Origin of the sequence: uncultured Martelella sp., from assembly GCF_963677965.2 — a bacterium.
Lineage (GTDB): Bacteria > Pseudomonadota > Alphaproteobacteria > Rhizobiales > Rhizobiaceae > Martelella > Martelella mangrovi.
Genome location: NZ_CAXXFM010000003.1, coordinates 1 through 23,349 on the forward strand (window position 1 = coordinate 1; position 23,349 = coordinate 23,349).

The window sequence follows — 23,349 nt, forward strand, 5'->3', positions numbered from 1 at the left end:
GCATTCGGCCACGGGATCGACTTGCCGCCGCTGCCAAACTCCAGCACACGAAACCGCTTTTCAAGCCCTTTCGGCGTTTCATCCGGTCCGGTCTCTGCGGTCTGGCCTTCTTTCCGATCGAAAGATCGATCGCGCTCGCGCGCACCCTCTCTCTCTCTTGATGGTTCTATTGATGGTTCAATAACGGTTCGGGTGTCACCGTGACACCCGTGGGGTGACACCGTGTCACCCGTCATGTCGTCAGTGTCACCCGTGACAATTGGCCCCACGGGTGACACCGTGTCACCCGTGGCAGCATCGGAACCGCCATCTTTTGCCGGCCTGTTGCGCCGCCCGCGCGGTGGAATTTGCGGCAGTTTTGCAATCGCCTGAAGGTTCATATCGTAGTGGTTGCCAATACCGACGACGCCGGACGCCTCACGAACGAGAACAAGAATGCCCTCATCGACAAACTGATGAAGAATGCGCTGCACGGTCCGCTCCGACAGTTCCGTTTCCGTGGCAATCGTTTCAACGGCCATCCAGATACCACTGCCGTCATCGCTGGCGGCATCCGACAGGCGGATTGCAACAGCCTTTCGGTTCGGGCTTCCGAAGACAGCTTTGCGCACCTTTTGCTGCACTTCGATACTCATGCTGCCACCTCCATCGCGGCTGCAGGCCACTGTGCGGCCATTGCCTCGGCAATGCCCTGATAGGTCCGCGAACGCAGCCGCCAGCGCTCCGACCCTGGCGAGGCCCGGTGCACGATTGACCAGCGCTTGTGCGCATCTGTGCCAGCCTTCGGCGGCTGAAGCCGGTTCGTCGGCTGCAGTTTCGGCAGGCCGCGAAGATAAAACGAGGTCGCCTTGAAGGCAGCATCGCCAAACCACCACGGCTGCACGGTCTGGTCCGGTTTCCTATAATTGACGATCCGTTCCTTGGCGTGGCGGTGCATCACCGGGTTTTCAATCGCAACGCGCGCGATCGGGGCATTCCAGCAGGCAGAAAACAGCGCCGCACCTTCATCCAGGAGCCGCCACATGATCAAAAGGCGCTGTTCTTCCGGCATCTCTGCCCATGCCGCCCGCTCTTGCCCGCGCGCCTCTGCCGGCGGGTTCTTAGGTGGCCCGAAAAGCCAGCGCACGCCGCTGTTGCAAAGCCGCGTGCAAGGCGGATGCATGACGGCCAGCATGTCCCAGCCATCGCCAAGAATATCGCGGATATCGCAGACGATATGGCGGTTGCTGCCATCTTCGGCAGGCAACAGATCGCACGACCAGACATCATGTCCGCGCGCGGCCATGGCCCGCCGAACGACGCCGGATGTCTCGCAACCGATCAGGATACGCATCCCACCCCCTCCAATTCCCGCAAAATCCGGCAGACGTCCGCCTCATCGAGGTGGCAGAGCGCCGCTATCTCGTAGGTCGAGTGCCGGCCTGTGTTCCAAAGTTCGCCAATGCGCGCGCGCAGGCGTTGCCCGCGCGGGTTTTCGTGTCGTCTGGCGCCGTCAATCATCACGTTTGCCCTCCAGCAGATGCTGCAAACCGGGAAAACCCTTTGCCGCCAGCGCATTGATCCGGCGCAGCGCGTACAACACCGTGGTGTGGTCGCCATAGCCCAGCACGCGGGCAATCTGCGGGTTGCTGGCGGCAGGGAAATTCAGGCGCAGTTCCCAGGCAATCAGGTGCTTTGCCAGCACCCGGTCGGCCGTTCCCCGGCGGGCGGTCAGCGCGGACGGCGAAAAGCCCATGGCCCGCGCGCGGCGGCGCATATAGGCGTGCATGGTTTCGCCGGGCCGCGCCTTTGCCGCGGCATGCTGCCCCGCCGGTTGCGGCCGTGCGGGCGGCTGCAATTCCATGCCCGCCGCGCGCCGGCGCTCGATTCTGGCCATCATTGTCGAAATCGCGCTGCCACAGCGGCCGAAAGCACGGCCGATTTCGGTATAGGCGGCATCGGGAAAGCGCTGGCACATTTCGAAAACCAGATGGCGCCGCCAGACTCTCAGCGCTGCGTCCTGGCGCTCCGAGCGGATTTCGGCAATGTCCAGCCCGCAGGCCGCGCAGCGCTCCATAAGAAAGCTTTCAAGGGCATCCGGCGGGCAAACGGCGCGGCGTGAGGCGTGATAAACCCCGCCGCTGCCCGCCGGTTCCGCCGGCGGCTGCAAAAACACCAGCCGCCGCCGTTCTGGTTTTTCCGGCGCAGGTAGCGTCGCCACGGTCGTGCACCGCCCTGCCCGCATCAGCCGCGCGCGCACGGCCTTTGCGGCCATCCGCTGGCGCTGTTCTTCCGCGGTGAAACTCTGAAGGCAGCTCATGCTTCACCTCCCGCAAAGAGCCCGCCCAGCGGCGTCTCATCGGCATTCTTTCGCTTGCTGATTTCGCGCTTGCGCTCTTCCGGCCCGGCAAGGCAGAGCCGCATGCGCACGGCAATGTCGGCCTGATAATCAGCCTCGCGCTCGCAGAGAATGGCCGAAAATCCTTCATAGAAGGCGGCCGCACCCGTGGTACCGGTGCCCGCAAAAGGATCCAGCACTAGCCCGCCCGGCGGCGTGACCAGCCGCACGAAATAGCGCATCAGATCTACAGGCTTGACCGTCGGGTGCTTTGACCCGACCCGATCGTCGCCATCGGCCTTGGCGGAATAGAAAAAGCGGGCGGCGGAGCCCGCATCGCCGCGCGGTTCGAAATGATCACGAGGGCCGAAATCCCCATAGCAATAGACGCTCGCCTTGGCGCCATGCTCGGGCCCGACGGCGCGCTGCTGACCCGGGGCATCGGGAAATGCACCGATAACTTCAGCGCTGCCGTCATGCAGAACGTTGGCGGGATATCGACCGGCAGTTTGCGGCGCCGACCTAATACCGCCCTTGATGCCACCGCCATATCCGCGCACCGATCCGGTTTCGCTGTGAGTTATTTTTACGACGGCGCCTTCTGGCGCATCTACCCGGCAAGCCCCGATATTCAGCCCACCCGTACCCCATTTCAGCACGGTCTCGGCAACAGTCCCGTCGAGCGGCTTGCGCGCCAGACACATCGGCTCCATCGCCGGCTTCAGCGCCGTGCCCCAGCCTTCCCATTTCGCAGCCTCGGGGGACCCAGCCTCGGTGATGTCCCGCTCGAAGCTTTCTCGCTTTCCATCCTTGGCAACATTCAGCGTCGCACCGCCGCGCATGTCGTTGGTAATCGTCTCGCGGCCCACAACATTGCGCGCCGCCCCAAGCTTCTTGTCGATACCCTTGGCAACGTCATGGTTTTTCGGAAAGCCCGTACCATAAAGCCAGGCCGTCATATCCCGAATTTCAAACCCGGCATCCTCGATCGCCGTTGCCAGCCGGTGATAGGTGCGCGTACCGGAAAAGGCGAGCACATGCCCGCCCGGCTTCAACACCCGCAACACGTCAGCCCAAAAAGCCGGATCAAAGGCAACCTCGCCGGTATCCCATTTCTGCCCCATAAACCCGGCAGAGGCGCGCGCAAAGGCGCCATCGCGCCCATGCTGTGCCTTCGCGGCATTCGGCCCGCCAAAGCGCTTGCGGATCGATTCCAGCGCATAAGGCGGGTCTGTGATCACGGCGTCGATGCTGTTATCAGCAAGCGCGGCCACGCCATCACGGCAATCGCCCGCAAAAAGCCGCACCCGGCCATCGAGAAACGTGGTGAAATCGCCCATCACGCCGCCCTCTTTTCACGCGGTTGATAGAGCAGCGCGCAATGCGCCGCGCAAAAGGATTTGCCCTCCTTGACCGGGCGTCCGCAGCAGGGCGGATCGGCCAGCGGCGGGTCGTCGACATCCGTCAGGATCAGCCGGCAATCATAGGTGCCCAGCGCGGAAAGGATGACCGGCGCGGAACCGGGAATTCCAAGCCCGGCAAAATCGCCCGCTTTCCTGCCGGCATCGGCATCCGCCAGCGCTTTCGCCTTTTCCGCCTCGGCCAGATCGGCGGCGCGCCGGCGCGCTTCTGCCGCCCGTTCGGCTTTTTTCTCCGCGGCCTTGCGCTGCCGTTCGGCCTCGTTTGCCATCCGCCGCGCCATGTATTGCTCATCGCTGTTGCGCTTGCGAAACCGGTCGCGATGGCGGTTGGCAATGCCGGCCACGGCGCTGCGCCCGCAGCCCATCACATCGGCAATTTCGGCATAGCTCATGCCATCGCCATAAAGCCCGGCCATGCGGTCAATGTCGGTTTCCGTCCATGGTTTGCCGGTCATTGGTCGCCCTCCCGGTCAAGCGGCAGCGGAAGCTGCATGCCAAGCGCGGCCAGATAGGTCTCGAACACGGCATCCTCTTCCATCACCTCTTGCTGGTCCTTCTTGCGCCGCGCGATAATCCGCCGCACAGCCTTTGTGTCGAAACCGGTGGCCTTTGCCTCGGCATAGACATCCTTGATGTCGTCGCCGATGGTCTTTTTTTCTTCCTCCAGCCGCTCGATCCGCTCGACGATCGAACGCAGCTGATCGCGCGCCACAGCCGGCCCGCCGGCGCGCACCTTTGCGCGCGTCTCCCGGTTTTCATCCGTGCGGCCGCCAATGGCCATGGGGGCAAAATCACTCATGGGTTTATCTCCGGTCTTGCTGTCGTGGAAAACCGCGCATCTTTTTTCCTGGCGTCGGCAAGCGCGCCCGGTGCCCCGCCACGTTTCAATCGTTCGGCAGGCCGCCAGTCTTGCGCGCCTTCAATGGCCTTGCGGATGGCTTCATCCTGCGCCGCATCATGGGCGGCTTCGCAGGGCATCACGTTCAGCGGGTGGTCACTCCAGCCGCAGCGGCAGCTGGTGAACCCGGCCACCGAAGTCAGCCGGCAATCGCCGCGCGGGGGGAAATCTTGCGTGGTCATGGCGTCACGCCTCGCCATCGGAGACGACGCGCAGCTCTGCCTTTTCGCCGCCATGCGCCTTGACCATGGCCAGCGCCCGGCGCATTTCCGAAAGTACCTTTTCCATGGCCGCCGCCTGCCGGTCGCAGGTCTGCGCCTCACTCGGCGTCACCTTGCCGTCGGCAATGGCCAGCGCCATGGAATTGGCGAATTCGGAGGCCGCGCGCATCACCTCGGCATTGGCCTTCATGATCGAGGCTTCCGCCGCCCGTTCGGCTTCCGGGTCGGAAAGCCGCCTGCCGTTTGCTTCCGCCAGCACGGCGGTCACCAGCGGCAGGCCGCAATCGGCCTCAAGCGTCACAATCGCCGCAACCGGCATGTGTTCGCCATCGGCCGGGCTGTTCCACCGGCCCACCTGGCTCTTGGAAAAATCCACCTTGCTGGCCGTCCGCTCGATACCGCCGCAACGCTCGATCAGGTCGCGCTGCGCCGCCTTGATGCGGTGGTGAAAGGCCTCTGAAATCTGCATGTCTCACTCCCGTTTCGTCTGGCGAAAGCACAAAAAATTCCCGCGCCGGGAAAACCCGGCGGCGTTTCCCATGGCGGGAAAACAATCAACGGCTTAGGTCTTGTTGCAGCGCAGCATGACTAGGGCGGCCGCAGGCGCCGCCGGAATGAAGACGATGAAACCGATGATGAACGATCGAATGAACGAGAAGGCCGGGGCGGCGGAAGGAAGACGCCGCCCCGGCTGCACAGCCCGGCCGGGAGGTAAAAGCCGGCGCTGCGCCGCGCGCGGTGCCCAGGAGGCAGCAAGAACCCCTTCCGCGCGCGAAGAAAAACAAAAGACCCCGCCCCGGCCAACGCAGTACCTGCGGCCAGAGGCGGGGCAAGGTGCATGCGCGCCAAACACTCGAAAAAACGCGCATGAGGGGAACCTGAAAGGAAAACCGGTGCGCTCAGCGCCCCAGGGACAGAAGCAGAAGGCAGACCGCCAAACCGATAATGAGGATGGCGTGAAAAGTAGCGACGGCTTGCAAACTGGAAACCTGTTGCTGAAGATCCAGTATCTGCGCTTGCATATCCATCATTCATCTCCCGAAAAACCGGCAAGGCCATCAATAGCCCTCCCATTCATCCTGTCCGTCACCGGAAAAATCCTCGGCGGCCATGCGATCCCCTTCATGGAACAGGATCACGACCCACACGACGGAAACCCCGAGCACAAAACCGAGGATCGGCGGCAGCGCCGAAAAAGCGGCGACAAACGCGCCGGCAAGAATGCTCATCATCCAGCGGGTCATTCCGCAGCCTCCCCTGTCAGCGGCGCGGGCGTTGGCCGCGGCACATCCGCCGGCCATTCCGCCCCTTCGGGCCATTGCTGTGAAAGCGCGGCCATGGCGCGCTCATATGTGCCGGTGGTGATATCGGCATCGCCCGTGGCCAGCCGGTCGAGCGTGCTGCCGCGATTGAGCACGATCGTCGAAAGCCGTTTCCGGCCGAACCCTTTGGCGGCACAGAATGCATCGGCCACCAAAACCAGATTTTCACGCAAGGTTGTCATGTGCGCACAATGCGGATTTCAATCCGCACTGTCAAGGGATTTCAATCCCGCTGTCATCCTGTCACCTTTGCGGATAAAATTCCGCACATGAGCGAGACCTTTGCAGAGCGCCTTAAAGGCCTGATCGAAGACGCAGGAATGAGCGTGAGCGGTGCCAGCAAGGCGGCCGGCGTCGACCGCGCAACGCTGCGCAAACTTTTGGACGGCACAAACCAACAGCCGTCCATCAAGACGCTTGACGGATTAAGCTCTCTTTTTAATGTCAGTCGTGATTGGCTAATGACCGGCGACGGCGAAAACGAAACGCCATCGGCGCACTTTGCACCGCCGCCCCAGACAGCGCCAGCCACACCTTCCGCGCGCGATATCGCTATCAGAGGAACCGTCTCCGCATCATATTCCCAGGGAGCACCATCCGAAGAAACGGAAACAATCGGCACAGTACCGCCACCACCAGCCCTTGCTTCCATTTCCGGGATCTATGCGCTCTACGTGGAAGGGCGCTCTATGGAGCCGCAATTCTTCCCGGGCGATCTCATTTTCCTGAACCCGTCGCGACCGCCGCGCGTCAATGATTGCGTCGTCGTCATCACCGACCACGGAACCGGGCCACAGAGAACGCTCGGAATACTGGACGCCGAAGATGCGGAAAACATTCGCCTCCACAAGCACACGCGGGAAGGCAGTAACGGGCTGACGATCACGATCCCGAAAAAGTTTGTCAAAGCCCGCCACAAGGTACTCAGCACAAACGAGATGTTCGGCGCCTGATTTGCCATAACAGCCAGAACCGGCCTAATATGCCGCACGCGCATCATGCATGGAGGACGGGCATGCGGCACTTTTCCATATTGATTATCGCAGCAAGCCTGGCGGCGTCGAACGCACATGCCGACTATTTGAGATGGAGCGCCGCACCGGAGGACGACCCCTTCGCGCGCGACCGCCGCATGATCATGAATTATATGGACAGCCAGGATTCCGGCTTATTCATCATCTGTGAGGAACAAAGCGACCGCATCACCATCCGCCTCGCCCTTCCGCTCGCCGCCGACGACTACCGCCTGCCGACCTACGATTTTCTTGAGCAGGTCCAAATAGACGACTTCAACAGCCACATTCAATATGCCGACGACGTGACCCTTGCGAACGGCAATATCGGCCTCGACGCCGACATTGAAGGTGAAAGCGCCAGATATCTGCTGGATGATCTGGTCGAGGCCCAAAGGTCTTTCTACATCAAGGTTACCGATATAACCGAGACGATCCGCCTGCCGGTGACAGGCTCGACAGCCGCCGCCAACGCCATGCTGAATTTTTGCATGACCGAGGCATCAATTCCGGAGCCAGTACCGGAGTTGACGGAGGAAGACAGGAAAAAAAAGACGATCGACTGGGAGGAATACAAACGCGAGCAAGACAGGCAGCTAGAGGAGGCACGCCCACTCACCGTGCCGCCGACAGACAAACAATCCGCCATCGCCCATATCGCCAATGCGCGCGCAATCGCTCACATATGCAAAAGCGAAGAACTCGACCCGACGACGCTATCGTCCATCTCTGCCCGCTGGAAAATCGACATGAATATCGACGGGCCTGACTTCAATCCCCTGCTTACAGCGACCGATGACAGAATCGCCAGCCACAAGACGAATCGCGAAGAAGCAACTTGCCACACAGGCAACTATCTTTACGGCCCTGAAGGCCGCGCCATCCCCAACCTTATCAGACGCCTGCAGTAAATACCTATCAGCATGAACGTCAGCGGCATCTGATGCCGAACGACAGCGCGCGCCCTCAATGCGGATTATTATCCTCACAACCTATTGACGCGGATTATCATCCGCATTAGTCTTCCTCCCATCAGGCCGTCCCCAGGCCTGACCACCGCCGCCGCCGGAACCGCCACAGGCGCAAAGCGCCACCCGGCGGCGGCATCAAGGGAAGGGACAGCAATGCACGATATCACCTGCAGGGGATCGATCACGATCCCGCCCGGCGTTGAGATGACCGGCAATGGCGCCGGCACGACGCACCGCATTCTGATCACCGCCGATGACGGCCGCCCCTGCAGCATGGAGGCCTTTGTCACCGCGCTGCTGCAGGTAGTCGAGGATAACGGCCGGCTGCGCAGCGCAATCCGCGCATGGCTTACGGGCGACTGGCAGGCCGCACTCAGCCCCCTGCCCGACCACGCACTGGCCGGACTGACGGATCAGCCCATCATGCGCTTTCGCGCCGTCAGCCGCATGACCGGCAACGTGATCGATGAAGCAAGCGGCGACCACGCCGCCCTCGAAGCCTTCATCCGCCGCTGGAGCCACGACGCCAACACCACCGTGGAAGTCCGTCACAGCGGCCAACCATGGATCCCAGCCACATGGAAAGGCGGTGCGGCATGACTTGCAAATGCATCGAAATTTTCGACGAAGGGCTTGCCGAGCGGAACACCCGCATCGCGCCGATGCTTCTGTTTCACGCGATCGATGGCGTCCGCCCTCATATCCGCACCGAACAGATCGAGACCGGGCGCGGCAAGAAAAAGGCCTGCAGCGTCATTCCGACATACTGCCCGTTTTGCGGCATGAAGTATCGAGACAGTGACGCGCCCACCGAGCCGGAATGGCAATGGTGGTATGGCAAGGACACCGAGCGCATGGCCGGCTCAGCACCCACCCGCGAAGACGCCATTGCCGCGGGGCGGGGCGAGTACGGCGAGGAGGAATTCGTCATCCTCGAAGCCGCAAAAGCGCACCCCAGACTGCCCGATGCCGATGACATCCTCGGCGTTCTTACCGAGAAAAACGAAGACCTCGGAGACCAGGAGGGCGACGGGTTCGGCCATGATCTTGGCGGCACGCAGGAACAGCGCGACGAACTGACGACCCGCCTGCAGGACACGTTGTCCGACTGGCTGACGCACCACAAGGCATGGCCGCATGTCTGGACCTTCAGTTGCTGGCGCAATGAGGAAGTCATTCCTGCGACGGATGATGTTGATCAGGAAGGCGGTGCGTGATGGCCAAGATAGATAAACACGGCCCGCTTAAAGGTATGGCGGCGGCAAATGTCCTGATCAGCGCGCAAGCCACTGAATGGCTCAAGCACGCCTCTGAAGCCACCGGCGAGAGCATTGAACGGCTCATTGAAAACAGCGCCGAAGAAATGGCCTTGAGTTACGCAAAAGCAAACGGCCTTTTGAAAGGCGGTGCGGCATGAGCACGAATGCCAAGCGTAAAACAATCACCATCCATGCTGATCCAACGCGGGAGGAAATTATCAGATGGGCCGAAAGCGCCCTGCGTAACGCGCCGGATGGGTGCGTTACACCCCAGCTTGTTTCCGACCTTGTCGACGATTTTAAGGATGGCCTGCCGGCATTGATTTCCGAACCCGAAAGCTGCGCTGCGCCGCTTGTGAGCGTGCTTCCAATGGAATGGGGAGAAACCAGCTATGGTGCGCCAGAGGCGGTAACCGCCTTGGGAATCTACAGAATTCAGGATGCATGGAGCGGCGGATATACCGTCGATATCGGCCGACGCATACTGAGACCCCCCAACGGCCTGACCAATTCACCGACGATTGAGGAAGCAAAGGCACTCGCCTTTGCAGATTATGAGCGCCATATCCTCGAAACGATCGCGGTGAACACCTTCGCCCCACGCCTACCGCCCCCGCCTTGGGTAACCGACATGATCAAGGCCGCCGAAGCTATCATCTCATCACCGGTCGCTGCATTTGCCATCGGACATCAGGCCCGCACGTTGCTTCGCACTGCCCTGGAAGCAGCGAAAGGCGGTGCGGCATGACCCACCACCCACTCACCCCGGAAGACTGCACCGCCATGCGCCGGCTGGCGCGCCCCGCCGTCATCATTGGCGCGGCGATCCTTGTCTTTCTCACAATTCACCAGCTTGTCGCGCTTGAAATGGCGCTGGCAGCGGCAACAGGAGTGTAACGCATGGCTGAGACCATCCTTGCCCTCACCGCCGCACTGGCCGCTTTCGCGCGGTCCACCCCGGCCATGGTGGCGGGCTTTGCGCTTGGCGCGCTTTACATCGCGGCCGCCATCGCCGTCACGCTTCTGGTCTTCCGGCTGTTCAGCCGCAAGGCCGGCAAGGCCCGCCGCCTGCCCACAACCGCAAAGGCCGTCCACCCCGACGGAAAGGAAAAGGCCCGATGAGCGGCGGCGCAGCATACGAGGCGGACCTCAAGACTAGTTACCGCGCCGTGCGCGACCGGCTAATGAAGCCCGTTCAGGCAGCGCCTGAAGAAAACCGAATTAGAGAGGAAAATACCATGAGCCACAGCCTTGGAGACCTGAACGAACACCTGTTTTCGCAGCTCGACCGCCTGTCCGATCAGGAAAAGACGCCGGAACAGCTGGAAGTCGAGGTTAAGCGCGCCGAGGCGGTGGTGTCCGTCGCCTCGCAGATCATCTCCAACGCAGACACCGCCATCAAGGCCGCTCATCTGGTGGTCAGTCACGGCGACCGGTTCCTGAAGATGGTGCCGATGCTGGAAGGGAAAAAGCAATGAAGGGGCGCGGGATTTCCTACAGCGAGGCGGAACTGACATGGATCGAGGCGCACGCGAAGGACCCGCGCGCCGCCATGCACGCGGCCTTTTGCGCGCACTTCGGCCGCGACGACGTGACGCTGATCAACCTCAATGCGCTTTGCAAGCGAAGGGGGTGGATGACCGGACGGACGGGTTGCTTCACGCCGGGGCAGACACCCCATAACAAGGGAAAGCCTTGGCCGCCCGGCAAGGGCGGACGCCACCCGAACGCCCGCAAAACGCAGTACCGTCCGGGAAATCTGACGGGCGCGGCGAAGGATAACCTGAAGCCGATCGGCACGGAGCGCCTCAGCAAGGATGGATATCCGGAACGCAAGATCCGTGAGGATGGACCGGCACACGAGCGGTGGCGCGCCATCCACCTGATCTTGTGGGAGGAGGCCAACGGCGCCATTCCGGCGGGACACTGCCTGAAATGCCTGGACGGCGACAGACGCAACAGCGCCCCGGAAAACTGGGCGCTCATTCCCCGCGCCATGCTGCCATATCTCAATGGTCACCGCGGGCTGGACTATCAGTCCGCCGAACCCGAAGTCCGCCCCGCCATTCTCACCGTCGCCAAGCTAAAACATCAGTTGAAGGAAACGCGAAAGCCGAATGACGCTTTCCCGGAGGGACGGTCATGACACAGGAAGACATCATCGCCCGCCTGGCAAACAGCACCGCCGACACCCTTATCAAGGAATTGACCCGCCATAACCTCTCGGAAGACGACGCGCTTACCGTGCTGGCCGGCCTGTGCTGGATCGTAATCCGTATCGACCGCGATGAAGGCGCGATTGGCGAGGCCGTTTTGGACCTGAGCCGATTGATTCTCGAAGCCGATCTGGCCGGCAGCGACGAACCGCCGGAGAACGGCAGGAGGCTGCATTGACAAAGCCGGTTCGCATCCGCCTGTCCCGCAAAAAGGGCTTCAATCTCCAGCGCCATTCGCTGGCCACCAACGGCCTACCCGCCGTCGTCGTCGCCAGACCCGGACCGCTTGGAAATCCGTTCAAGGTGGAAATGGCCGCCGAGGCCGGTTTTCAAAATCCGGCGAAAACAGCCGTCCATGCATTCGAGGACTGGCTGAACGGCGACCTATGGGCCTACCCCTGCCAACGAATACCGACAGAGCGGCAGCGGGACGCGATTATTGCGCGCATCCCGGAATTGCGCGGCTTCAACCTTGCCTGCTGGTGCCGGCTCGATGCGCCCTGCCATGCCGACGTGCTTCTCAAACTCGCCTGCGAGGCCGCGCCATGACCATCGCCCCGGCCGCCGGCCAGTTGAACATCACCTGCGACAGCTGCGGCTCGGCCAATCTCGACCGGGCCATCCTCGAACCCGCGCCCGTGCGAAACGATCTCTTTCGCCTCGCCCGCCAGCGCGTTTCCGCCAATGCCAGGGCGCGCGGCTGGATCATCCGCCGCACCGCAGGCAGCTGGCAGCACTATTGCCCCGCATGCGCCCGCCGCCGCGCCGGCGACATCACAAGACAGGACAGATTGCTATGAGCGATGACATCAAACCCTTTGCCCGTTTTGACAGCCGCTGGCTTGCCGCCATGCACGAATTTTCGCGCCATCAGCGCCGGCAGGCCCCCTATTGCACCCACGTGCTGACCCACAGGGGCAACATCATTATCGAACCGGCTCCGGCGGGCGGGGTTTATATCGCGGCCGCCTGCCGCCATGGTGTAGCGGTGGTGCACGACCCCGATGGCCGCGCAACCGGGCCGATGACGATCATGTTTCCCGATGCCGCCTATGAGGCAGCCAGGCGCCGGGAGCGCATCGCCATGACCTATTGCGGCGAACGGCATGAGTTCGAAGCGCCGGAATGGATGCAGCCCGGCGATATCTTCTGTGCCGAACATTTCGCCTTCATCACGCCGCGCATGATCCCGCCGCGCTTTGCCGCAGACTGGCCAGAGGAATTGCCCCTCGAAACGCCCGCGCTTTACGCGACCTCCATCGCCCATGACCATCAGGGCATCGTCATCGGCGAAAGCTACAAGGTGACCGAAGGCGCAGTCGTCGACTGGCGCATCGCGCTGGACGAGGCGCTGCAAAATGAACCTGCCGCGCGGGCAGGCTTTACGTGCGGGCCGGACATATTCGCCCTGATGAAACCGCTCATCAAGGAAATAGCCCTGCGGCTGCAGAAATGGCCGGCCACCACATACCGGCTGTCGCCCACAAAAAAAGGTCCCGTCCTGATGCAGGTCGATGGGTTTGCGGACGCGATTGCCATGTTCACCGAACAGGCGGCAGACGAGCCAGAGCTTGCCGCACATTTCAGGGAGGAAGCCGAATGAGCGATGAAACAAGGCTTCAGCAGGCCGTCTCGCTGCTGCACACAAACCTTGCCGGCTACTACTGGATTTTCGGCAAGGGCCGCAGCACCCCGGACGAACCGCTTTACGCGCTGATGATCTATGAACCCGGCGACGAATTTCCCGTCATGGAAACCGAAAACGACGATCCGCTGGCCTGCGTTCAAAACGCCATTGAGGCCATCGAAATGCCAATCGACAACCACGTCAAATGCCATTGAGGTCATGCCATGAATAATTTTTTCAACACACCGGAAGACAACAGCAAGGATACGGTCGTCACCAAATATCTGCCGCGGGAATGGAACGACGAATACGCCCCGCTGCCACAGGCAGACCCGAACGCCTTTCTGAAATCCAGGGATGGCAAATGGTTTCTGGTGCCGACCGAGGGTGATCTCGAAGACGCCGGTTCCTTCTGCATCGCCGTCAGCCATGGCGATCTGATCGACTTTGACAGTAAGCGCGATTACGGCAGCAGCGCGATCAAGGTGGCGGAGGATGGCAGCTACACGCTGTCGGAACCCTTTCCGGAAGATGCCACCCATTTCGCTTACGATGACGCCGACGATCTCTGCAACACCCTGCAAGAGGTCATCGCCGACGGCCTGAAAAACGACCCCGAAGCCTTCACCCCGCCTCTGGAGACCACGGTCAGCGCATGGTTCTGGGGCGATGCCACCACCTTCCGCGTGGTCATCGAGGAGGGCGCGGCAAGGCTCGACCGCCTGCCGGAGCCGCCGCTGGTGCTGCCCTATACCAACTGGCGCGGCGAAACCGCCATCCGCCGCATCCGCCCCATCGGCGTGAAGTTCACAAGCACATCATGGCACCGGGAACCGCAATGGATCCTCGAAGCCTATGACTACGACCGGCAGGAAATGCGCGGCTTCGCGATGAAGGATTTCAGGCCGGAGTCGTTTCAGAAGCGGGTCGATCCGTGGATGCAGGCCTGTTTCGGGGCCGAGATCAGTGCCGACCGTCTGGAGCGCGGCGACAGGCTTATCGAGGAAGTGCTGGAGCTGCTGCAGGCCGTCGGCTATCCGCGCGAGCGCATCACATCGTTGATGGAATACACATGGTCGAGACCGCCAGGCGAGCCCGCGCAGGAAGTCGGCGGCACGATGGTGACGCTTGCCGCCTTCTGCCTCGCCCATGGCCTCGACATGCACGAGAATGGCGAAACCGAACTTGCCCGCGTCTGGACAAAGGTCGAGCAAATCCGCGCCAAACAGGCCGCCAAACCCACCGGCTCCGCGCTGCCGCAGGCATGGCCGACCGGGGAGCCGGGCAATGGATAACCTCCCCAAACTCGCCCTCTCCATCCGCCAGCCATGGGCGCACTGCATCATGCACCTGGGCAAGGATATCGAAAACCGCAACTGGCACACAAACCTGCGCGGCCGTATCTGCCTGCATGCGGCCAAGGGCATGACGCGCGACGAATACGACGAAGCCATGGAAACGATCCGCCATGTGCATGTCCACCGCCCCTTTGCCGAGCCGCCGATCGTGCCCGGTTACGGCACCATCACGCGCGGCGGCATCATCGGCACGGTCGAGATCGTCGATTGCGTGACGACAAGCGAAAGCCCGTGGTTCTTCGGCCGCTTCGGTTTCGTGCTGCGTAATCCGCAGCCGACGCCATTTGTGCCGGTCAAGGGCGCGCTGGGGTTCTTCGACTGGCAGAAAAGGATGGAAGAATGACACGGTTCGACAAATTCATCGATATCACACCAGATCACCGCCGATTGTACCGAGATAAACCGCTTCCGGATTGGCCTGTCTGGTCGTTCATGTTGCCGTTCTTAGCAGGAAATATCATAGCCGATTTTCGCTTTTACGATTTTTGGCTGGATGCCGGTATTACACTGGCGATCACGGCAGTTGCGGCCATCTGGCAGGCGCGCATTCTTCGGCGTTGGCAGCGCAGGAGCATCGAAACATGAGCCGCCAAGTCAACCGTTACCTCAAGGATAAGCATCTCGACCACATCGACCACGCGCTTGGCCGCCCGGTGGATCCCATGGGCGAAACCTACCGGAATTATTTTGCCGCGAATGCCAATGGCGATATCGCCCGCGAAATGTCCGCCTCGCCCCATTGGCAAAAATCTTGCCGCGATAACGACATCGACGTTTTCCACGTCACGCGGGCTGGCCGCGAGGCCTTGCGCGATCACCTGAAGGCAATCGGTGATCAAAACCGCCTTTACCAAATCACCTGGCTGGGCATGAGCACAACGGTGGTTTCAACAAGTGCAGGAAAGGCGCGTTATGCAGCATATCTTGATGCCTCCGATGTCGACCCAGACCTGACATTCAAAACATTTCAGGCACAGGCCTGCGTGCGGCTGGAAGGATCAGGTGCCCCATGACCCAGCCCCGCCCGTCATCGAAAGACCGCCTCGAATCCTACCGCGCGCTGATTGCCGGCGCGGCGCGGGGCACAAGCGTCTTCGCGGATGCGGACGGCATGCACCTTGAGGTCGACGGGATGGACCCGGGCGAGCCGGAGCGCATATGCACCCTGCCCCATGCCTGCCCGACGGCAAACCGTGAACTGATCCTGCATCATATCGACATCCCGGCCGATCTGATTGCCATGCTGGAGGCGACCGGCAAGGCATTGCAAGCCGAACAGGCCGAAGTGCAGCGCCTGCGTCAGGCGATCGAGAACAAGGGCGGCAGACCGGCAAAGGACTATGCCGCAGAATGCGCCATGAAATGCGCCGAGCCCGCCTTTCAGCGCTTCATGTCCGAGCGCCACGACCTGAAACTGCCGACCGACAAGGACAAGACCGCCACCCGCGTCAAATTCGTTCTGGCCCTGAACAGCCGCAAGGACCTGAACGAGGACGCCCCGGCCGCCGCCCGCTGGCGCGCCATGGTGCAAGACTTCGAACAATGGAGGCGCGGACGATGACCCGCCCTGCCCTGATCCCCGCAGGCGTATGGCCTGCCGTGCTGCGCGATGAACTGGCCGCCGGCTATGTCGGCGAAAAATCGGTTGACACCTTTCTTTCCCGCGTCGGTACTATATGGCCGCAACCCTATATCGATGAGGGACGCGGCAAGGGAAGGTTTCGGGCATGGCGGAAAAGCGATCTGGACAGGGTAATCGGCGAACAGCACGCCGCAGAAAACCCGCAAGCATGGTGATGATACCGATGATTTTGCCCCGCTACGTGACCCCCAAGACCCTCGCTTCCGGCCGCACTGCATTCTACTGGAACTGCCCCGCACGCTATCGAAAACAGGGCAGCCCCTATCGATCGGCCGCGCTCGGCGTCGATCTCGGACAAAAGGAACTGGATGCGGCCGCAGCGATCTGGAATGAACGGCTGGACGGATGGCTGAAAGAGCAATCGCCGCTGCATCAGGCAGACAATTCGCGCTTTGCCACCGTCGAATGGCTGGTCAACGCTTATCAGCGCCATGACAGCTTCCTGGAGCGCGTCGGCAGCTTTTCCCGCGACGATTACCGCCGCGTGTTCCGGCGCGTCTGCGATGCCAGGATAACCCGCTCAGACGGGCTTGAGGTGCGTTTCGGCGATGCAAAGATCAATGTCGTCGGCGTATCGACGGCGGAAAAGGTCTACCACCTGTTTGCCGAAACATCGCCGCGAACAGCCGAAAAACTGGTCATCTATTGCAAGGCCGCATGGAAGCGCATGCAACCGCACCACCCCGACCTGTTTCGCACGGACACGCCAAACCCATGGGACGGCGTGACGATCAGGCGCCGGCAGAAAGCCGTCAAGAAACACGCAACCCGCGCCGAAACCTATCGCTTTGCGGAAGGCGCCCTGGAAAATCAACGGCCGGAACTGGCGGCAGCGGCCGTACTGGCCTTTGAATTCCTGATGCGCCCGTCATCGATCAGCGCCGGCTTTGCCGCATGGAGCGGCTATCGCGGCGAAAGCGCGCCCGACCGCATCATCGTCAATCACAGGAAGACCGGCCAGCGCGCGGAACATCCGCTGGAATATATCGATGAGGAGGGCAACCTTGTCCCGCTCTATCCGGATGCGGAAAAGGTTCTGGCCAGAACGCCGCGCCGCGGCGCTTCGATCGTCTGCCAGCGATCCGGAACCCTGTTTGGAGACAGCACCAGGCTATCGCAGGATGTGCGCGCCATGGCCGACAGGCTCGCCATGCCGGACTTCACGCTGGACGCCGCCAGGCACGGCGGCATGACCGAACTGGAAGAGCGCGGCCTGACCGAAGGCCAGGGCCGCGTGCTGTCAAAACACAAGACCGCGACCGCCTATCGCGGCTACGCCAAAGAGACGGATATGCGCGTTCTGGAAGCCACGAAAAAGCGCATGGGCCATTCTGAACAAGCCGAAAAGCCCAGCAAAATCAAAGATCCCAAAAACGCAAAAAGGCGGAAGATTTCCGCCAAAATTCAGAATAGCCGTTGATTTTATTGGATTGTGCGCTGCTTTGCAGTCCTCTGCGTAACCACTCCGCCACGAGGCCCCAAGCTCGCTGGAAAGCAAGCGTTGGCGGGCAATTAGAATGATTTGCATGTTGGCGCAAGGGGAATTTCCGAAAAACCCCCTTCTAAACTCTGAAAAAGGCCTGTCTGTGATCGCAGACAGGCCTTTTTCGTTCACGTGCCTGGAAATACCCTCACGCCGCCGGTCATCGAAAATGCGGCAGGCGGCGCTATCGGCAACCGGCTTCGGCGTTCTTAAATCTTTCCGCCATAGACCGGGAACATGCTGGCATCGCCGTAATCCTTGATGCGATCGATATTCTTCAGCGCATCCATGTCGGCTGCGGAGATTTCGAAATCGACGGCCGCATTGGTGCGCATGTGGTCGGGGTTCGCCGTCTTCGGCAGCGGCAGGAGGCCAAGCTGCAGGCAATAGCGAATGCTGAGCTGCGGAATGCTGACATCGTATTTCGCGGCAATCGCGGCGATCTCGTCATTGTCGAGAATCTTGCCGTGGGCGACCGGCGAATAGGCTTCGACCAGCATATCCTTGCTCTGGATGTAGTCGATCAGATCGAAGGGCGTGTTGCTGATATGCGCGAGAATCTGATTCAGCATCGGCTTGACCGAAGCATTTTCAAGCAGATTGTCGAGGTCGGCCTTTTCGAAGTTGGAAACGCCGATTGCCCTGAGCTTGCCGGCTTCATAAGCCTCTTCCAGCGCGCGCCATGCCGCCAGATTGCCTTCGAAATAGCGTTCTTCGCCGGCAAAATCGCCCCAGGGCTGCGGGCTGTGGATGATCATCAGGTCGATGTAATCCAGGCCCAGATCCTTCAGCGATTCATCGATGGCGGCCTTGGCGTCGTCATAGTTCTTGTGGGAGGCGTCCAGCTTGGTGGTGACGAACAGTTCGTCGCGCGCCACGCCGCTGGTGCGAATGCCTTCACCCGTGCCGCGCTCGTTGGCATAGGCCTGCGCGGTATCGATATGACGATAGCCGAGATCGACCGCGGCCTTGACGGCGTCCGCCACCTTGTCGTTGTCGATCATCCAGGTGCCGAGGCCGAGCTTGGGGATCTTCACGCCGTTGGACAGTGTATAGGTTTCGTCGAGAATCATTTTGAATATCCCTTGGTGTCTGGCTCGAAGAGCCGCTTGTTATCTGAAAGTGCCCTCTATCTGGGACTGCAAAGTGCCCGCGATAAGGCCGGTCAATTTAAAATGACTTATGAGTGGTGCTCATCAATTCACCGATCAGGAATTGTCGAAGCATGATGGCATCGCATCGGAATAAACGCGCTGACCGGGAGAGCAGGTCCGCGGACGATGCGATACGGCCTCGTGTCAAAACCCGATAAGGACAAGTCCTTTTTCGGTATTTCCAGTTAACCGCGCCGACAAAAAATAGCCCAATTCATATTGGCTCGGCACGAATCACCTAAAAAATCAGGTACACTTGTCATCCGCGGGGAACTGCAAGGATCGACCAACAGGTAAAACGCATCGGAGGGAGTGGAAAAGCAATGGGGTCAGACAAACTGCACCGGGAACGAAACAACCGCCCCCGAACGACACTCAGCCGATGCATCATGCTTGGCGTCGCATGCCTTTTTACCTTTCTTGCTGTCTTCCAGCCTGCCCTGGTCACGCCGGCGCTTGCCCAGCAGCCGGGTGATGATGGCGAGGAGGTGACGGCGTCCAAACTGGTTCACGAAATCATCGACGATGCCCAAAACAATGACGGGCTGAAATCGCGCTACCAGCGGCTGGTATCCAACCCGATTTCACCGCCGGACACCCGCAGCCCGCGCGCGACGCTGGAAAGCTTTCTGGTGATCATGCAGTCTGCCACCAAACTGTGGCTCGGCGTACGCGACGAATTCTTCGCCAATGACAATTTCTTCATGACTCCGGAGGAGAAGAAGGAACTTGTTCTGGTTCAGTCGCTGCTCGAAAAGGCCGCCCAGACCCTTGACCTTTCCGACGTTCCGGCCGCCTCGCGCCAGCGGTTCAGCATCGAAACGGTGCTTCAGCTTCAGGAGATCTTCGACCGTATCTATCTGCCACCGCTGGATGATATTCCGGGCCTGCCGGCCGGTTCCAGTGCCTCCGCGCAGGAACGCAATATAACCCTGCCCGATCGCTGGATCATTCCCGGAACGAGCCTGACCATCGAGCGCCAGCAGGACGGGCCCTATTCCGGCCAGTATCTGTTTACCGCCGCGACAGTGAACAAGATCCCGGATGACTACGACGAACTTCAGTCGTTGCCGATCATCGCCGACAAGGGCGAGGATCTTTACGAGTACTATATTTACACGCCCGGAAATCTCGTTGCGCCGCAATGGTATGATTACGTTCTGAACGGTCCGGACTGGCTGCAGAACACCTTCGGCGGACAGGCCGTCTGGCAATGGCTGGCGCTCACAGTTTCGGTCATTATCCTGATCACGGTGATTGCCCTTTACGGCCGCTGGAACAGCCGCCGCGCGGTTCCGCTCGACCCGGCCGCCCGCCAGACACGCCGGTTGATGCCGCCCATCCTGATCATCCTGATGGCAAACCTGTTTCACTATCTGTGCGAGGAACAGATCAACATCACCGGCGACCTTCTGCTGATCCTGACCACGATGGTGAGCGCGATCATCTGGATGACCGCGGCATGGCTCACCTATCAGGTGCTTCAGACCATCTATATGTGGACGATCCGCAATCCGACGGTCAACAATGCAAGCCTTGATGCAAGCCTGGTGCGCACCGGCTTCAGGGTCGTCTCGTTCCTGGTTGCGGTCATTGTTCTCGGATATGGCGCAACCCGGATCGGCATCCCGATCTACGGCGTCGTCGCCGGTCTTGGTGTCGGCGGTCTAGCAATCGCCCTTGCCGCCCAGCCGACGCTTGAAAACTTCATCAGCGGACTGATCCTCTATGCCGACCGGATCGTGCGCGTCGGCGACTTCTTTCAGTTTGCAGACACCGCTGGCACAGTCGAGGAAATCGGCATCCGCTCGACCCGCATCCGCGCGCTCGACCGGACACTGATCATCGTCTCCAATGCCGACCTGGTGAAATACAAGATCACCAATTACAGCCAGCGCGACGTGTTCCTGTTCCGCCACAAGGTGGCCCTCAGATACGAAACGGACACTGACACGCTGCAAAATGTTCGCGACGCGATTCGCGAGATTCTGGAAACGCATGAGAGCGTTCTGGAAACGCCGCTGCGCGTGCGGCTGGTGGAATACGCCGATTCCTCCATTCTGCTCGATGTCTATGCCAATATTTCGGCCACCGACATCAATGTCTTCCTCGAAATACAGGAAGAGCTGCTGATGTCGATACGCGACGCCGTGCACGAGAATGGCTCAAGCTTCGCCTTCCCCTCCTCCACCATCTATCTGGCACGCGATGATTTGCCGGAACTCAAGACAGTGGAATACGTTGATGACGGGAACGCACAGGAAAAATCGGGCGACACCCCGGAGGCAAAGGCCGATCCCGACGATCTGGCCTGAATCGTGATCGACCTCCCGGGCGCCCGTCAGGAAACCCGGGAGTTTTGCCGTGTGGCACTGGCTCAATGCAAATGCCGGCGCGCTGAGCGCGATCGCAAGTCTTCTGACGATCGCAATCTGGGCCGTCTATCTGCAGCTGATCGTCAGCGGATTTCGTGAAGGTCGGCGCGCCAAGATTCTGATCAACCGCGGCGCCGGCCCCTCGCTCGACGGCCACTGCCTTGTTGCCAATATGAGCGCGAAACCGATCTATATCGACGCCGTTCTGCTCGACTTCACCTTGCGTGACGACGAGAGACACGAGGATTTTCGCTACTCGCTGTCCAACCTCAATTTCGGTGAGGAAAAGGCTCCCGATTCCCGCAAACGCTGGTTTCAGGGACCGCTGGATTCCGGCGAACACCTCGATCTCGGTTCCTTCAAAACCCTGATCGGCAAGATGTCGCCCAAAGGCTTCGATGATTTCGAGAACATCGAGGACATCAAACTGACGGTGGTTGCGACCTACACTTCAGAGGACCAGCCGGTGGCAGCCGAGCGCGGCTTCGACATCATTCACAAGGATGGCGACCTGCTTTTGTCGCCGCGCAGCTATTCCGCCACCCAGATCCGCTCCAGCAGCGCCCGCAAGCGCATCGAAAACGAGATGCGCGAAATGCATCACCTGGAACGCGGCAACGACTCCAACACCAGTGAAGGTGTCCAGCGCCGAAGCTGAGGCAGGACACCCTTCCCGGCACCCGGAAATATCGCTTGTGTCGGGCTCCGGGCAAGCCGGAACAGGCCCTTTCAAAAAAAGCAGCGAAGACAATGATATTTTTTTACGAAAAGGGCTTGGCAAATCGCCTCACCGTTTGTATTAACCCGCTCACACCGCAGCGCCCAAGCGGCGCGGTATTCCCTGGTAGCTCAGCGGTAGAGCACTCGACTGTTAATCGATAGGTCGTCGGTTCGAATCCGACCCGGGGAGCCACTCTTTCTTTTCCAGCTCATTATCATCTGAAATAGAAGTGCCGTTCAGGCGCTGTTCGCTCAGTGAAATCTGCCACAAAGTGGAAGCGCTTCGCATCCGTCGAAAGACAGTGGATGGATCGGGGCTGTGCCATCAGCATTTTTGCGGAGTTTCCATGAATATCAGCGTGACTGCCGAGCCGAGAGCGGAAGATGCGGCGGTGATCGACAAGAACCTCGATGCTTTCAACGAGACGGCATTCGGCCCGGCCGAACGCATGCCGTTGAGCGTGCTTGTTCACGACGAGAACGGCACGCTGGTGGCAGGTATCAACGGCATGACATCCTGGGGCTGGCTTTACGTGCAGCGACTGTGGGTGAGCGAAAGCGAGCGCGGAAAGGGCGTTGCCGGCAAGATGCTTGCTGCAGCCGAAGAAGAAGCGCGAAAGCGTGGCTGCAGAGGTGCCTATATCGACGCGGTCAATCCCATCGCGTTGAAGAGCTATAAGCGGCAGGGCTACACGGAATTTGGCGTGATCAAACAGTTCGCCGCCGATCTCGACAGGACATTTCTGCAAAAAACGTTGTGACAGATGCGGTTTGTCTGTCCGTTTTGCAAAACGAGCCGACAGACGGAATTCGAACAGTTTTTGACGTTTCATAACCGCTTCAATCAGCCGTTTTCCGTCGCTCACCAGCTCCGCTTCATCATTGCCTTTGCCGAATGCTGCCCGCTGCAAGCCGACATGTGCAATAAAGCGCTTCGATAACGAAGCGTCATACTGCTGACAGAGCTATTCTCAAGTTTTTTCGTCATACCGGCCTTGAGCCGGTATCCAGGGCCGCTTGTTCTGCACTTTCGGAATTCCGGCTCAAGGCCGGAATGACGGCGGGGAAAGTGGCAAAACCGTGATTGCTTGCCGGGTTTGTCAATAATCTGAAGCTTCGATGTCGAAGCGTGAGAAGGTTTCCGGTCCGCCTTTTCAATCAGGCTTTGAAACCTCGACGGCGTGCTCGGCGGACGCATTCTGTGCGTTGGCTTCGCGCTCTTTCTTCTGCATCTTTTCACCATCGCGGTGCGACTTGATCGCGAAGAACATGGCCGTGCCCAGCACACCAATCTTGAACACGCCGAGGACGACAGGAACCCAATTCATCGTTTTCGCTCTTTGCTGGCTATC

37 protein-coding genes, 1 tRNA gene and 1 pseudogene are annotated in these 23,349 nt (G+C 60.5%); 26 read left to right on the top strand and 13 right to left on the bottom strand.

Going from position 1 to position 23,349, the window contains the following annotated elements; translation table 11 throughout:
- The 11 genes and pseudogenes from ACHZCU_RS19195 to ACHZCU_RS19245 form a co-directional block, all read right to left on the bottom strand.
- A pseudogene (locus ACHZCU_RS19195) lies at nt 1-665 on the bottom strand (hypothetical protein); the annotation flags it as partial.
- Nucleotides 632-1,333 (bottom strand): hypothetical protein, encoded by a 702-nt coding sequence (locus tag ACHZCU_RS19200; RefSeq protein ID WP_319517256.1) that lies wholly within the window; start codon nt 1,331-1,333, stop codon nt 632-634. The pseudogene ACHZCU_RS19195 and the gene ACHZCU_RS19200, both read right to left, overlap by 34 nt.
- Before the next feature lie 159 nt (nt 1,334-1,492).
- Complete coding sequence (locus tag ACHZCU_RS19205) at nt 1,493-2,299, bottom strand: hypothetical protein (RefSeq protein WP_319520134.1); 807 nt, start codon at nt 2,297-2,299, stop codon at nt 1,493-1,495.
- A complete protein-coding gene (locus tag ACHZCU_RS19210; RefSeq protein WP_319520135.1) occupies nt 2,296-3,657 on the bottom strand; it encodes a DNA methyltransferase in 1,362 nt (453 codons plus the stop codon). The genes ACHZCU_RS19205 and ACHZCU_RS19210 overlap by 4 nt, the downstream gene beginning before the upstream one ends.
- Entirely contained in the window at nt 3,657-4,193 is a 537-nt protein-coding gene (locus ACHZCU_RS19215) for a GcrA family cell cycle regulator (protein ID WP_319520136.1), read from the bottom strand. Before ACHZCU_RS19215 ends, ACHZCU_RS19210 begins: the two co-directional genes overlap by 1 nt.
- Entirely contained in the window at nt 4,190-4,471 is a 282-nt protein-coding gene (locus ACHZCU_RS19220) for a DUF2312 domain-containing protein (protein WP_394706156.1), read from the bottom strand. Before ACHZCU_RS19220 ends, ACHZCU_RS19215 begins: the two co-directional genes overlap by 4 nt.
- Before the next feature lie 62 nt (nt 4,472-4,533).
- On the bottom strand, nt 4,534-4,818 hold the full coding sequence (locus ACHZCU_RS19225; RefSeq protein WP_319520138.1) for a hypothetical protein: 285 nt from the start codon (nt 4,816-4,818) through the stop codon (nt 4,534-4,536).
- Between the two features lie 4 nt (nt 4,819-4,822).
- Entirely contained in the window at nt 4,823-5,326 is a 504-nt protein-coding gene (locus tag ACHZCU_RS19230; RefSeq protein WP_319517261.1) for a phage regulatory CII family protein, read from the bottom strand.
- A gap of 430 nt (nt 5,327-5,756) precedes the next feature.
- Nucleotides 5,757-5,885 carry a hypothetical protein gene (locus tag ACHZCU_RS19235; RefSeq protein WP_319520139.1) on the bottom strand — a complete coding sequence of 43 codons (129 nt, stop codon included), beginning with the start codon at nt 5,883-5,885 and terminating at the stop codon, nt 5,757-5,759.
- Between the two features lie 30 nt (nt 5,886-5,915).
- Nucleotides 5,916-6,101, bottom strand: a complete 186-nt coding sequence (locus tag ACHZCU_RS19240) for a hypothetical protein (RefSeq protein ID WP_319520140.1) — start codon at nt 6,099-6,101, stop codon at nt 5,916-5,918.
- Nucleotides 6,098-6,361 (bottom strand): hypothetical protein, encoded by a 264-nt coding sequence (locus tag ACHZCU_RS19245; RefSeq protein WP_319520141.1) that lies wholly within the window; start codon nt 6,359-6,361, stop codon nt 6,098-6,100. Before ACHZCU_RS19245 ends, ACHZCU_RS19240 begins: the two co-directional genes overlap by 4 nt.
- A gap of 87 nt (nt 6,362-6,448) precedes the next feature.
- Between ACHZCU_RS19245 and ACHZCU_RS19250 the strand changes: the two genes are divergently transcribed.
- The 22 genes from ACHZCU_RS19250 (at nt 6,449) to ACHZCU_RS19355 (ending at nt 17,685) form a co-directional block, all read left to right on the top strand.
- A complete protein-coding gene (locus ACHZCU_RS19250) occupies nt 6,449-7,132 on the top strand; it encodes a S24 family peptidase (protein WP_319520142.1) in 684 nt (227 codons plus the stop codon).
- 62 nt (nt 7,133-7,194) lie between these two features.
- Nucleotides 7,195-8,103 carry a hypothetical protein gene (locus ACHZCU_RS19255; RefSeq protein WP_319520143.1) on the top strand — a complete coding sequence of 303 codons (909 nt, stop codon included), beginning with the start codon at nt 7,195-7,197 and terminating at the stop codon, nt 8,101-8,103.
- Nucleotides 8,104-8,316: 213 nt separating this feature from the next.
- Nucleotides 8,317-8,763, top strand: coding sequence for a hypothetical protein (locus tag ACHZCU_RS19260; RefSeq protein WP_319520144.1), 447 nt, complete (start codon nt 8,317-8,319; stop codon nt 8,761-8,763).
- A complete protein-coding gene (locus tag ACHZCU_RS19265) occupies nt 8,760-9,380 on the top strand; it encodes a hypothetical protein (protein ID WP_319520145.1) in 621 nt (206 codons plus the stop codon). The genes ACHZCU_RS19260 and ACHZCU_RS19265 overlap by 4 nt, the downstream gene beginning before the upstream one ends.
- Nucleotides 9,380-9,580, top strand: a complete 201-nt coding sequence (locus ACHZCU_RS19270; protein WP_319520146.1) for a hypothetical protein — start codon at nt 9,380-9,382, stop codon at nt 9,578-9,580. The genes ACHZCU_RS19265 and ACHZCU_RS19270 overlap by 1 nt, the downstream gene beginning before the upstream one ends.
- Nucleotides 9,577-10,170, top strand: a complete 594-nt coding sequence (locus ACHZCU_RS19275; RefSeq protein WP_319520147.1) for a hypothetical protein — start codon at nt 9,577-9,579, stop codon at nt 10,168-10,170. The genes ACHZCU_RS19270 and ACHZCU_RS19275 overlap by 4 nt, the downstream gene beginning before the upstream one ends.
- Nucleotides 10,167-10,319, top strand: coding sequence for a hypothetical protein (locus tag ACHZCU_RS19280; protein ID WP_319520148.1), 153 nt, complete (start codon nt 10,167-10,169; stop codon nt 10,317-10,319). The genes ACHZCU_RS19275 and ACHZCU_RS19280 overlap by 4 nt, the downstream gene beginning before the upstream one ends.
- Nucleotides 10,320-10,322: 3 nt before the next feature.
- Complete coding sequence (locus ACHZCU_RS19285; protein WP_319520149.1) at nt 10,323-10,544, top strand: hypothetical protein; 222 nt, start codon at nt 10,323-10,325, stop codon at nt 10,542-10,544.
- Entirely contained in the window at nt 10,541-10,900 is a 360-nt protein-coding gene (locus tag ACHZCU_RS19290) for a hypothetical protein (RefSeq protein WP_394706143.1), read from the top strand. The genes ACHZCU_RS19285 and ACHZCU_RS19290 overlap by 4 nt, the downstream gene beginning before the upstream one ends.
- Nucleotides 10,897-11,568: an HNH endonuclease gene (locus tag ACHZCU_RS19295; RefSeq protein ID WP_319520151.1), complete on the top strand. Its 672-nt coding sequence runs from the start codon at nt 10,897-10,899 to the stop codon at nt 11,566-11,568. Before ACHZCU_RS19290 ends, ACHZCU_RS19295 begins: the two co-directional genes overlap by 4 nt.
- On the top strand, nt 11,565-11,816 hold the full coding sequence (locus tag ACHZCU_RS19300; RefSeq protein WP_319520152.1) for a hypothetical protein: 252 nt from the start codon (nt 11,565-11,567) through the stop codon (nt 11,814-11,816). Before ACHZCU_RS19295 ends, ACHZCU_RS19300 begins: the two co-directional genes overlap by 4 nt.
- Nucleotides 11,813-12,187 (top strand): DUF4326 domain-containing protein, encoded by a 375-nt coding sequence (locus tag ACHZCU_RS19305; RefSeq protein ID WP_319520153.1) that lies wholly within the window; start codon nt 11,813-11,815, stop codon nt 12,185-12,187. Before ACHZCU_RS19300 ends, ACHZCU_RS19305 begins: the two co-directional genes overlap by 4 nt.
- Nucleotides 12,184-12,438 (top strand): hypothetical protein, encoded by a 255-nt coding sequence (locus ACHZCU_RS19310; protein WP_319520154.1) that lies wholly within the window; start codon nt 12,184-12,186, stop codon nt 12,436-12,438. Before ACHZCU_RS19305 ends, ACHZCU_RS19310 begins: the two co-directional genes overlap by 4 nt.
- Nucleotides 12,435-13,241 (top strand): hypothetical protein, encoded by an 807-nt coding sequence (locus tag ACHZCU_RS19315; RefSeq protein WP_319520155.1) that lies wholly within the window; start codon nt 12,435-12,437, stop codon nt 13,239-13,241. The genes ACHZCU_RS19310 and ACHZCU_RS19315 overlap by 4 nt, the downstream gene beginning before the upstream one ends.
- Nucleotides 13,238-13,480 carry a hypothetical protein gene (locus tag ACHZCU_RS19320; RefSeq protein WP_319520156.1) on the top strand — a complete coding sequence of 81 codons (243 nt, stop codon included), beginning with the start codon at nt 13,238-13,240 and terminating at the stop codon, nt 13,478-13,480. The genes ACHZCU_RS19315 and ACHZCU_RS19320 overlap by 4 nt, the downstream gene beginning before the upstream one ends.
- Nucleotides 13,481-13,489: 9 nt before the next feature.
- Complete coding sequence (locus tag ACHZCU_RS19325) at nt 13,490-14,560, top strand: hypothetical protein (RefSeq protein ID WP_319520157.1); 1,071 nt, start codon at nt 13,490-13,492, stop codon at nt 14,558-14,560.
- Nucleotides 14,553-14,966, top strand: coding sequence for an ASCH domain-containing protein (locus tag ACHZCU_RS19330; RefSeq protein ID WP_319520158.1), 414 nt, complete (start codon nt 14,553-14,555; stop codon nt 14,964-14,966). The genes ACHZCU_RS19325 and ACHZCU_RS19330 overlap by 8 nt, the downstream gene beginning before the upstream one ends.
- Nucleotides 14,963-15,208: a hypothetical protein gene (locus ACHZCU_RS19335; RefSeq protein WP_319520159.1), complete on the top strand. Its 246-nt coding sequence runs from the start codon at nt 14,963-14,965 to the stop codon at nt 15,206-15,208. Before ACHZCU_RS19330 ends, ACHZCU_RS19335 begins: the two co-directional genes overlap by 4 nt.
- On the top strand, nt 15,205-15,636 hold the full coding sequence (locus tag ACHZCU_RS19340; protein WP_319520160.1) for a hypothetical protein: 432 nt from the start codon (nt 15,205-15,207) through the stop codon (nt 15,634-15,636). Before ACHZCU_RS19335 ends, ACHZCU_RS19340 begins: the two co-directional genes overlap by 4 nt.
- A complete protein-coding gene (locus tag ACHZCU_RS19345; protein ID WP_319520161.1) occupies nt 15,633-16,184 on the top strand; it encodes a hypothetical protein in 552 nt (183 codons plus the stop codon). The genes ACHZCU_RS19340 and ACHZCU_RS19345 overlap by 4 nt, the downstream gene beginning before the upstream one ends.
- The gene (locus tag ACHZCU_RS19350; protein ID WP_319520162.1) at nt 16,181-16,420 is read left to right on the top strand and encodes a hypothetical protein; all 240 of its coding nucleotides are present in this window, start codon (nt 16,181-16,183) and stop codon (nt 16,418-16,420) included. Before ACHZCU_RS19345 ends, ACHZCU_RS19350 begins: the two co-directional genes overlap by 4 nt.
- Nucleotides 16,414-17,685, top strand: a complete 1,272-nt coding sequence (locus ACHZCU_RS19355) for a hypothetical protein (protein WP_319520163.1) — start codon at nt 16,414-16,416, stop codon at nt 17,683-17,685. The genes ACHZCU_RS19350 and ACHZCU_RS19355 overlap by 7 nt, the downstream gene beginning before the upstream one ends.
- Before the next feature lie 272 nt (nt 17,686-17,957).
- On the opposite strand, the gene ACHZCU_RS19360 is transcribed toward ACHZCU_RS19355, so the two are convergent.
- Nucleotides 17,958-18,821, bottom strand: coding sequence for an aldo/keto reductase (locus ACHZCU_RS19360; RefSeq protein ID WP_319520164.1), 864 nt, complete (start codon nt 18,819-18,821; stop codon nt 17,958-17,960).
- Nucleotides 18,822-19,225: 404 nt separating this feature from the next.
- Between ACHZCU_RS19360 and ACHZCU_RS19365 the strand changes: the two genes are divergently transcribed.
- The 4 genes from ACHZCU_RS19365 to ACHZCU_RS19380 all read left to right on the top strand — a co-directional run bounded on the left by ACHZCU_RS19365 (nt 19,226) and on the right by ACHZCU_RS19380 (nt 22,758).
- The gene (locus ACHZCU_RS19365) at nt 19,226-21,217 is read left to right on the top strand and encodes a mechanosensitive ion channel domain-containing protein (protein ID WP_319520165.1); all 1,992 of its coding nucleotides are present in this window, start codon (nt 19,226-19,228) and stop codon (nt 21,215-21,217) included.
- 49 nt (nt 21,218-21,266) lie between these two features.
- Nucleotides 21,267-21,935, top strand: coding sequence for a hypothetical protein (locus ACHZCU_RS19370; protein ID WP_106305576.1), 669 nt, complete (start codon nt 21,267-21,269; stop codon nt 21,933-21,935).
- Nucleotides 21,936-22,115: 180 nt separating this feature from the next.
- Nucleotides 22,116-22,190: transfer RNA gene (locus ACHZCU_RS19375), tRNA-Asn, on the top strand.
- Between the two features lie 154 nt (nt 22,191-22,344).
- Nucleotides 22,345-22,758 (top strand): GNAT family N-acetyltransferase, encoded by a 414-nt coding sequence (locus ACHZCU_RS19380; protein WP_319520166.1) that lies wholly within the window; start codon nt 22,345-22,347, stop codon nt 22,756-22,758.
- A gap of 393 nt (nt 22,759-23,151) precedes the next feature.
- On the opposite strand, the gene ACHZCU_RS19385 is transcribed toward ACHZCU_RS19380, so the two are convergent.
- Nucleotides 23,152-23,325, bottom strand: a complete 174-nt coding sequence (locus ACHZCU_RS19385) for a hypothetical protein (RefSeq protein WP_181190721.1) — start codon at nt 23,323-23,325, stop codon at nt 23,152-23,154.
- Nucleotides 23,326-23,349: the final 24 nt, after the last annotated feature.

Coding starts and splice junctions, on each gene's coding strand:
- ACHZCU_RS19235 (WP_319520139.1), bottom strand. CDS start 5,885: ATGGATATGCAAGCGCAGATACTGGATCTTCAGCAACAGGTTTCCAGT.
- ACHZCU_RS19310 (WP_319520154.1), top strand. CDS start 12,184: ATGACCATCGCCCCGGCCGCCGGCCAGTTGAACATCACCTGCGACAGC.
- ACHZCU_RS19205 (WP_319520134.1), bottom strand. CDS start 2,299: ATGAGCTGCCTTCAGAGTTTCACCGCGGAAGAACAGCGCCAGCGGATG.
- ACHZCU_RS19280 (WP_319520148.1), top strand. CDS start 10,167: ATGACCCACCACCCACTCACCCCGGAAGACTGCACCGCCATGCGCCGG.
- ACHZCU_RS19255 (WP_319520143.1), top strand. CDS start 7,195: ATGCGGCACTTTTCCATATTGATTATCGCAGCAAGCCTGGCGGCGTCG.
- ACHZCU_RS19355 (WP_319520163.1), top strand. CDS start 16,414: ATGGTGATGATACCGATGATTTTGCCCCGCTACGTGACCCCCAAGACC.
- ACHZCU_RS19335 (WP_319520159.1), top strand. CDS start 14,963: ATGACACGGTTCGACAAATTCATCGATATCACACCAGATCACCGCCGA.
- ACHZCU_RS19325 (WP_319520157.1), top strand. CDS start 13,490: ATGAATAATTTTTTCAACACACCGGAAGACAACAGCAAGGATACGGTC.
- ACHZCU_RS19345 (WP_319520161.1), top strand. CDS start 15,633: ATGACCCAGCCCCGCCCGTCATCGAAAGACCGCCTCGAATCCTACCGC.
- ACHZCU_RS19350 (WP_319520162.1), top strand. CDS start 16,181: ATGACCCGCCCTGCCCTGATCCCCGCAGGCGTATGGCCTGCCGTGCTG.
- ACHZCU_RS19320 (WP_319520156.1), top strand. CDS start 13,238: ATGAGCGATGAAACAAGGCTTCAGCAGGCCGTCTCGCTGCTGCACACA.
- ACHZCU_RS19385 (WP_181190721.1), bottom strand. CDS start 23,325: ATGAATTGGGTTCCTGTCGTCCTCGGCGTGTTCAAGATTGGTGTGCTG.
- ACHZCU_RS19265 (WP_319520145.1), top strand. CDS start 8,760: ATGACTTGCAAATGCATCGAAATTTTCGACGAAGGGCTTGCCGAGCGG.
- ACHZCU_RS19285 (WP_319520149.1), top strand. CDS start 10,323: ATGGCTGAGACCATCCTTGCCCTCACCGCCGCACTGGCCGCTTTCGCG.
- ACHZCU_RS19295 (WP_319520151.1), top strand. CDS start 10,897: ATGAAGGGGCGCGGGATTTCCTACAGCGAGGCGGAACTGACATGGATC.
- ACHZCU_RS19340 (WP_319520160.1), top strand. CDS start 15,205: ATGAGCCGCCAAGTCAACCGTTACCTCAAGGATAAGCATCTCGACCAC.
- ACHZCU_RS19225 (WP_319520138.1), bottom strand. CDS start 4,818: ATGACCACGCAAGATTTCCCCCCGCGCGGCGATTGCCGGCTGACTTCG.
- ACHZCU_RS19250 (WP_319520142.1), top strand. CDS start 6,449: ATGAGCGAGACCTTTGCAGAGCGCCTTAAAGGCCTGATCGAAGACGCA.
- ACHZCU_RS19315 (WP_319520155.1), top strand. CDS start 12,435: ATGAGCGATGACATCAAACCCTTTGCCCGTTTTGACAGCCGCTGGCTT.
- ACHZCU_RS19360 (WP_319520164.1), bottom strand. CDS start 18,821: ATGATTCTCGACGAAACCTATACACTGTCCAACGGCGTGAAGATCCCC.
- ACHZCU_RS19275 (WP_319520147.1), top strand. CDS start 9,577: ATGAGCACGAATGCCAAGCGTAAAACAATCACCATCCATGCTGATCCA.
- ACHZCU_RS19330 (WP_319520158.1), top strand. CDS start 14,553: ATGGATAACCTCCCCAAACTCGCCCTCTCCATCCGCCAGCCATGGGCG.
- ACHZCU_RS19245 (WP_319520141.1), bottom strand. CDS start 6,361: ATGACAACCTTGCGTGAAAATCTGGTTTTGGTGGCCGATGCATTCTGT.
- ACHZCU_RS19215 (WP_319520136.1), bottom strand. CDS start 4,193: ATGACCGGCAAACCATGGACGGAAACCGACATTGACCGCATGGCCGGG.
- ACHZCU_RS19200 (WP_319517256.1), bottom strand. CDS start 1,333: ATGCGTATCCTGATCGGTTGCGAGACATCCGGCGTCGTTCGGCGGGCC.
- ACHZCU_RS19260 (WP_319520144.1), top strand. CDS start 8,317: ATGCACGATATCACCTGCAGGGGATCGATCACGATCCCGCCCGGCGTT.
- ACHZCU_RS19290 (WP_394706143.1), top strand. CDS start 10,541: ATGAGCGGCGGCGCAGCATACGAGGCGGACCTCAAGACTAGTTACCGC.
- ACHZCU_RS19270 (WP_319520146.1), top strand. CDS start 9,380: ATGGCCAAGATAGATAAACACGGCCCGCTTAAAGGTATGGCGGCGGCA.
- ACHZCU_RS19230 (WP_319517261.1), bottom strand. CDS start 5,326: ATGCAGATTTCAGAGGCCTTTCACCACCGCATCAAGGCGGCGCAGCGC.
- ACHZCU_RS19380 (WP_319520166.1), top strand. CDS start 22,345: ATGAATATCAGCGTGACTGCCGAGCCGAGAGCGGAAGATGCGGCGGTG.
- ACHZCU_RS19300 (WP_319520152.1), top strand. CDS start 11,565: ATGACACAGGAAGACATCATCGCCCGCCTGGCAAACAGCACCGCCGAC.
- ACHZCU_RS19240 (WP_319520140.1), bottom strand. CDS start 6,101: ATGACCCGCTGGATGATGAGCATTCTTGCCGGCGCGTTTGTCGCCGCT.
- ACHZCU_RS19210 (WP_319520135.1), bottom strand. CDS start 3,657: ATGGGCGATTTCACCACGTTTCTCGATGGCCGGGTGCGGCTTTTTGCG.
- ACHZCU_RS19365 (WP_319520165.1), top strand. CDS start 19,226: ATGGGGTCAGACAAACTGCACCGGGAACGAAACAACCGCCCCCGAACG.